This window comes from Psychrobacter sp. Arc9 (genome assembly GCF_041431295.1).
GTDB lineage: Bacteria > Pseudomonadota > Gammaproteobacteria > Pseudomonadales > Moraxellaceae > Psychrobacter.
Window position 1 is genome coordinate 125,314 of record NZ_JASMRK010000009.1, and the last position, 7,149, is coordinate 132,462.

The 7,149-nt window shown below is 40.8% G+C and carries 5 protein-coding genes; 1 reads left to right on the plus strand and 4 read right to left on the minus strand.

The genetic code is table 11. The features are described 5' to 3' along the window. Positions 1-119: 119 nt before the first annotated feature. Together QO187_RS07165 and QO187_RS07170 are read right to left on the minus strand one after the other, a co-directional pair. Positions 120-1,241, minus strand: coding sequence for a PilT/PilU family type 4a pilus ATPase (locus QO187_RS07165; RefSeq protein ID WP_102094723.1), 1,122 nt, complete (start codon positions 1,239-1,241; stop codon positions 120-122). A 146-nt stretch (positions 1,242-1,387) separates the two neighbouring features. Beyond that, a complete protein-coding gene (locus QO187_RS07170) occupies positions 1,388-2,443 on the minus strand; it encodes a type IV pilus twitching motility protein PilT (protein ID WP_057758253.1) in 1,056 nt (351 codons plus the stop codon). 353 nt (positions 2,444-2,796) lie between these two features. On the opposite strand from QO187_RS07170, the gene QO187_RS07175 reads away from it, so the two are divergent. Then, positions 2,797-3,513, plus strand: a complete 717-nt coding sequence (locus QO187_RS07175) for a YggS family pyridoxal phosphate-dependent enzyme (protein ID WP_102094724.1) — start codon at positions 2,797-2,799, stop codon at positions 3,511-3,513. 46 nt (positions 3,514-3,559) lie between these two features. Here QO187_RS07175 and QO187_RS07180 read toward each other — a convergent pair whose 3' ends face one another. After that, on the minus strand, positions 3,560-4,834 hold the full coding sequence (locus QO187_RS07180) for a hemolysin family protein (protein WP_102094725.1): 1,275 nt from the start codon (positions 4,832-4,834) through the stop codon (positions 3,560-3,562). Positions 4,835-5,046: 212 nt separating this feature from the next. After that, on the minus strand, positions 5,047-6,738 hold the full coding sequence (locus QO187_RS07185; protein ID WP_102078089.1) for an NAD+ synthase: 1,692 nt from the start codon (positions 6,736-6,738) through the stop codon (positions 5,047-5,049). Between the last annotated feature and the right edge of the window lie 411 nt (positions 6,739-7,149).

Below are 7,149 nucleotides of genomic sequence, written 5' to 3' on the forward strand. Positions count from 1 at the left end.
GCGTACTAGTAGAAACGCTTATTTCTACTAGTACTACGATATTGAACAGTAAAAAACCCTCGTTATTTATAACGAGGGTTTCTTTTTATATGTCTATTATGCCTAGAAAGCGCAATAATTTAGCTCACATCTAACGATAAACTATCAGCACCTTCATCTAAATTAGCCTTGCCGTTTTTGCTACTGAGCTTAATTTTTAGGCGTAGATCATTAGGGGAGTCGGCATGTAGAATCGCTTCTTTATACGTTATCTCTCCTTGTTCGTACAAATCAAAAAGTGCCTGATCAAAGGTTTGCATGCCACTGTCTCGTGAGCGTGTCATCACATCTTTGATTTCATGGACTTCTCCTTTACGGATATAGTCACTAATCAGCTGCGAATTTAGCAAAATCTCAATAGCAGCGCGTCGTCCTTTACCGTCAGGCGTGGGGATAAGTTGCTGTGCGATAATAGCTTGTAGGTTCAACGACAAATCCATAAACAATTGATTATGGCGATTGGTCTCAAAGAAGTGAATGATACGATCAATTGCTTGGTTAGCATTGTTTGCGTGCAACGTTGCAAACACTAGATGTCCAGTTTCTGCGTACTGGATAGCATAGCTCATGACTTCACGGTTACGAATCTCGCCGATTAAGATAACATCGGGTGCTTGGCGTAGCGTGTTTTTTAGGCCCGCTTCAAATGAATGAGTATCGATACCAACTTCACGTTGGGTAATAATACAGCCGCGATGTTTATGAACAAACTCAATAGGGTCTTCTATCGTAATGATATGACCATGAGAGTTTTGATTGCGATGTCCTATCATTGCAGCAAGGGTAGTAGATTTACCTGTACCTGTTGCGCCAACTAATAGAACAATACCGCGTTTTTTCATGGCCAATTCTTTTAGCGCTGGCGGTAAACGTAACTCTTCGACCGTTGGAATGTTGTTTTCAATTTTCCTTAAAATCATTCCCGCCATATCGCGTTGTACAAATGCACTGACTCGAAAGCGAGCTTGCTGTGCTTCATCAGAGATGGCAAATTGACACTCGTTGGTTTCTTCAAACTCTTTTCGTTGGCTTGGTGTCATTACACCTTTGACCAATCTCATGGTTTGTTCAGCACTCAAAGGTGTTCTACCGACAGGTAAAATTTTTCCATTCACTTTCATGGAAGGTGCTACGTCAGCAGTAATAAAAAGGTCAGAGCCATTTTTGCTGATCATTAATTGTAATAGTTTATCAATGTCCATATCGCACCTGTACCAGATGTAAGTCAATTAAAATCATATTTTAAATACGTCAGTAAAAAGTAAAAAGTAAAAAGTAAAAAAGTAATTACAGAGACCATAAGTTGTTTGTTATTTTTGATGGTATCTGTCAATACTGTCTGTCAGTACTATAAAAATGCCTCAGGTTGCTTGGCATAAGGACGTGCAACATCTTTACTAATGGTTCCCTTACTTACCAAGTTCTTTAACGTCTGATCAAGGGTGATCATGCCATCGCCTGCACCTGTTTGGATGGCAGAGTACATTTGAGCGATTTTGTTCTCACGTATCAAGTTACGGATAGCAGGGGTGCCTATCATGATTTCATGGGCGGCTATACGTCCACCTGCTTGACGACGTAACAGGGTCTGTGAAATAACAGCTTGCAATGATTCTGACAGCATCGCGCGGATCATGTCTTTTTCAGCCGCTGGGAACACATCAATAACACGGTCAATCGTTTTAGCCGCTGAGCTGGTATGCAAGGTACCGAACACTAAGTGACCGGTCTCTGCCGCTGTCAGTGCCAAGCGGATGGTCTCAAGGTCACGTAGTTCACCAACCAAAATAACATCAGGATCCTCACGTAGGGCAGAGCGCAATGCTGGCTCAAAACCTAAAGTATCACGGTGTACTTCACGTTGATTGATTAAGCTTTTTTTAGATTGATGCACAAATTCAATCGGGTCTTCGATAGTTAAAATATGCTCTTTTCGGCTTTCGTTAATATAGTCAATCATCGCCGCAAGTGTTGTTGACTTACCTGAGCCTGTTGGGCCCGTGACCAATACCACACCACGCTTAAAGTCTGAAACGCGTCTAAAGACATCGCCCATACCTAAGTCTTCCATCGTTAATACTTTAGAAGGAATGGTACGAAATACAGCGCCTGCACCGCGATTTTGATTAAAAGCGTTGACACGGAAGCGTGCTAGATTAGGAATTTCAAAAGAAAAATCCGTTTCAAAAAACTCTTCAAAATCGGCACGTTGCTTATCATTCATGATGTCATAAATAAGCTGATGCACGACCTGATGGGTCATCTCTGGCATATTGATACGGGTCATTTCACCATCAACACGTATCATTGCCGGCATACCCGCTGAAATATGTAAATCTGACGCCTTATGCTTAACCGTAAAGCGCAGTAAGTCTTCGATATTAAGATTGTTTTTTTCAGCCATAATTTGATATTCCTATCACTTAGTCTAGGTAAGACAAAACACTATAAAAGTACGTGGTAAACTATTCATCGATAGCCTTAGTATAATAAGAAATGGCAAGAAGCTCACTAGTACAGGTCTTTACCATCACTAGCATATTCATAAGCATATGTTAAAGCATGTAACAATATCATAACAAGACTATGAGTATTTAACCATCTACTAAATTAAGAAAAACCAGAACTGTATCGTTTTAAAATAATTCTTATAGAAGTTATTTCTGATTTACTTTAAAAATCGGATAGTTATGTTTTTTTATAATAAAAATTGCAGAAAAAAATTTCAAAAAATTAAACAAGCAGTAAGGGCAAAATATGAAGGAAATGAATGGCAATATTGATGAAGTGACACTTATCGATAATTGGCAACAAGTTAGTAAGCAGATGAAGCAAGCGTGTGATCATGCTGACAGACAGGCTGATAATGTTATGCTGCTGGCTGTTTCGAAAACGAAATCTGCCGATATGATCGCAACTTTAGCGAAGCAGGGACAGCGTGATTTTGGTGAAAACTATCTACAAGAAGCCATCGAAAAAATTACTGAACTTAAAGCTCAGCCTGTAGGCAAAAGTATCGTTTGGCATTATATCGGTAGTATTCAACGTAATAAGACACGTGACATTGCAGAGCACTTTGATTGGGTGCAAACGGTTGAGCGCGATATCATTGCCAGACGATTAAATGACCAACGACCAGCTGACCTACCACCGTTGAATGTATTGATCCAACTAAATATCGATAACGAAGACAGCAAGTCAGGATGTCTGCCAGCCCAGTTGCCAGAGCTGATAACAGCGATCAAAGGGTATGAGCGCTTACAACTGCGAGGTTTGATGATTATTCCTGCTAAAGCAAATACGGATGCCTTTGCACGAACTAAGCAGTTGTTTGAAGAGGTTAAAGTAGACTATCCAGAGCTAGATAGTTGGGATACGCTTAGTATGGGTATGAGTGGTGATATGGCAGAAGCGATAGAAAACGGCACAACAATGGTACGTGTCGGCACTGCTATATTTGGTCAACGTGCTTAAAACGATATGAATAGGCTAGTTAGGCATCCTTTAACTAGCCAGTAAATTAAATGACATCTTCTAATTTGGTGACTAGCATCTGCGTGATTTTAAGATTATCAGTCGCAATAATCTCAAATCGATAATTGGCATACTCAATCGTGTCAGTCTTTTTAGGGATTTTTCGGAGCATATACATCATAAATCCACTGATAGTCTCGTAATTTTGATTGCGTGGTAAGTCAACAATATCTAATGCACGAATCACATCTTCGATAGGGGTCATGCCATCGATTAACCACGAGTTGTCAGTGCGCTGGACGATAGGTTGTTCTTCTAGTGTTACCAACTCGCCCATCACAATGCTCATCACGTCTTTCAAGGTGATAACGCCAACAACTAGGGCATATTCATTCACAATTACTGCAAAATCAGCGCCAGTAGATTTAAACATCTCTAGTACCTCAAACAAAGACAACGTATCAGGTACGAAAAGTGCTGGTTTCAATAGAGTCTTGTTCGTTAAGCTAACTTCTTGTTGGTTCAAAACCAAAGCTAAAAAGCTACGAGATTCCACATAACCAATGATATGTTCTAAATCATCATCATGGCAGACCAAAAACTTATTGTGTGGCTGCTCAATCATGATATTCACGACTTCTTCGGTACTTGTTTTGGTATCAAAATAAACGATATTTTCTCGAGGGTTCATCACTGAGGTGACGGTACGCTCCTGCATATCGAAGATATTTTCGATCAAGTGATGCTCTTGCTTCTTTAATACACCTGCTTCAGCACCTGCATCCATCACTGCATAAATATCTTCTGGTGTCATATCATCTTGACGTATGGTTGAGATGCCAAAAAGTTTAAACAGGATATTTGCAGCCCCATCGAACACCCATATAATGGGCTTTAGTATAAATATTAACAACATCATCGGGCGTACAAGCCGTACCGCTATCGTCTCTGAATTTGACATGGCCAAACGTCTGGGCATTAAGTCGGCAAGTAGTGAAAACAAACTCGTGATAAGTACAAACGATATAACTGATGCTATTGTTTCACTATTCAATAAGTGCTCGAGATAAGGGCTGATGGCCGATTCACCCACGGCACCAGCTGAAATAGCGACCGCATTTAGCACTATTTGCACGACGGTGATAAAACTACCAGGGTGTTCCTGCATATTGAGGACATCAAGTGCGCGAACATCGCCTTCTTTTGCCATAATTTGGAGTTTAATCTTACGGCCTGCAGCGATGGCAATCTCAGCAGCAGAGACAAAGGTACTTAAGGCAAGCAATAAAAGAAGAAAAACACTAGCGGTTAGCAAACTCATGACGTACTCGAAAAAGGAATAAAGATAATTAAGGCAAATAGTTGGTGAAAATGTGTGGAAAAGAATATGGCTAGGTGTAGACATTTTTGGTGGATAAAAACCAAAAAAGCTGGGCAAGCACCCAGCTAATAGTAAAAATTCGATAGCTTGTAAAACTGGCTAACTAGCACCTCTCAACTTATAGATAGTTAAAGTTGAGAGGTATGTAGTAATTAACCTTTGATTGACCATTTATTGACCAATGGGTAACGACGCTCACGTCCAAAAGCTTTGTGGCTAATCTTAGTACCGATAGGAGATTGCAAGCGTTTGTATTCGCTGTTGTCTACCATTTTGATGACTTTGGCGACCATCTCAGCATCGAAGCCTTTATCAATAATTTCTTGATAGCCCATGTCTTCATCGATATATGACGTCAAGATACCATCTAACACATCGTAGTCCGGCAAGCTGTCTTGATCTTTTTGATCTGGACGTAATTCAGCCGATGGTGGACGAGTAATAACACGCTCAGGAATAACCGGCGTATCTTCTAAACGGTTACGATAGCTCGCCAATTTATAAACTTGAGACTTATATACGTCTTTTAGTACGTCAAAGCCGCCAGCCATATCGCCATATAATGTTGAATAACCCACTGCCAATTCTGACTTGTTACCAGTCGTGATAACTAAATGACCGAATTTATTGGACAAGGCCATCAAAATAACACCGCGAGCACGCGCTTGGATGTTTTCTTCGGTCGTATCCGCTGGCGATTTATTGAATAACGGCGCTAACGTATGACGGATGCCTTCGACAGCGTCAAAAATAGGGCAGACGGTGTAAGAAACATTTAAGCGACGTGCTTGGGCTTGAGCATCTTCTAGACTGATTTGAGAGGTGTATTCGTATGGCATCATGACCGCATATACCTTGTCAGCGCCTAACGCATCAACAGCGATACAGAGTGTCAATGCTGAGTCAATACCACCTGACAACCCGACAATAATGCCAGAGAATCCTGAGTGGTTGACATAGTCGCGTAGACCGACGACTAACGCTTGATACATTTCAGACTCACGGCTTAAGGTTAGAGGCGCTTTGGTCTGCTCGTTAAACTTAGCAGTTTTGACGTCTAACGTAGCCAGTAGCAACTGGTTCATAAAGCGCGGCGCTTCATGAGCAATGCTACCGTCAGCTTGTACAGCCATAGAGCCACCATCAAACACTAGATCGTCTTGCCCGCCGACAGCATTGACATAGACGATAGGTAGCTTATTCTCACGGCTACGCTTGGCCAGCATAGTCTTGCGATTGTCCTGCTTTTCAATCTCAAAAGGTGAGGCGTTTAAGCTTACGATTAAATCAGCACCTTGCTTTTTAAGCTCAGAGATAGGACCTTTTTCCCACAAATCTTCACAGATAAGCAGACCAATGGTAATGCCTTTATAGTCAAATAAAACTTGATTACGACCTTTATCGAAATAGCGACGTTCATCAAACACGCCATAATTTGGCAAAATTTGCTTATGATAAAAGCCTTTTTGATGACCATTATGCAGGATGGCAGCAGAGTTAAAAGTACCGTGATGATCGACATGCGGATAGCCGACAATCATGACGATATCATCGATATCACTCAAAGTAGACAAAGCGCTTTTAACGCGACCTGACAAGCTTGGACGCAGCAATAAATCTTGTGGAGGGTAGCCTAACAGCGCTAACTCTGGGAATACGATTACGTCAGCACCTTGTTCGCGTGCTTGTAATGCTAGGGTACGCATTTTTTCAACGTTGGTTGAGATATCGCCGACCAAAAAATGTGATTGAGCTAAGGCAAAAGTGACAGTATCTTGTGGTTTATTGGTCTTACTGGCTTCGTTTGAGGTGTTAGAGTTGGGGTTATCAGTGTCTTTTGACATTGTTATTGTTCCTATCGATATATTATTAAAATTTGGTGTGTCTGCATTGATTTCAAATAAAATCAAAGTAAATCCGAAATTAACTCAAAACTGCGCTCTGGCATACCAAGCTCAAATATTGAGCTGATATGCTGAGTCTAAATCTTATATAAGCCTTTATAAAAGACTTATGATTTTGCTCAAGTAACTCACTCTAAGTGATAGCGACACCCTAAAATGAGAACTTATGATAGTCTAAAAGAAGACGATATAAGCGGGTGTTGAAATCTGGCTCAGAGGATTCGCTGTCTGTACGACGATGTAAATAAACATGTGCAAATAAACTTAACCACACTAGACCTCTTGCAAAAGTCATAATTTAAGCTCGGAATTAATGATACCAGCAAACAGCTTCATTCTAAGATCATAGCG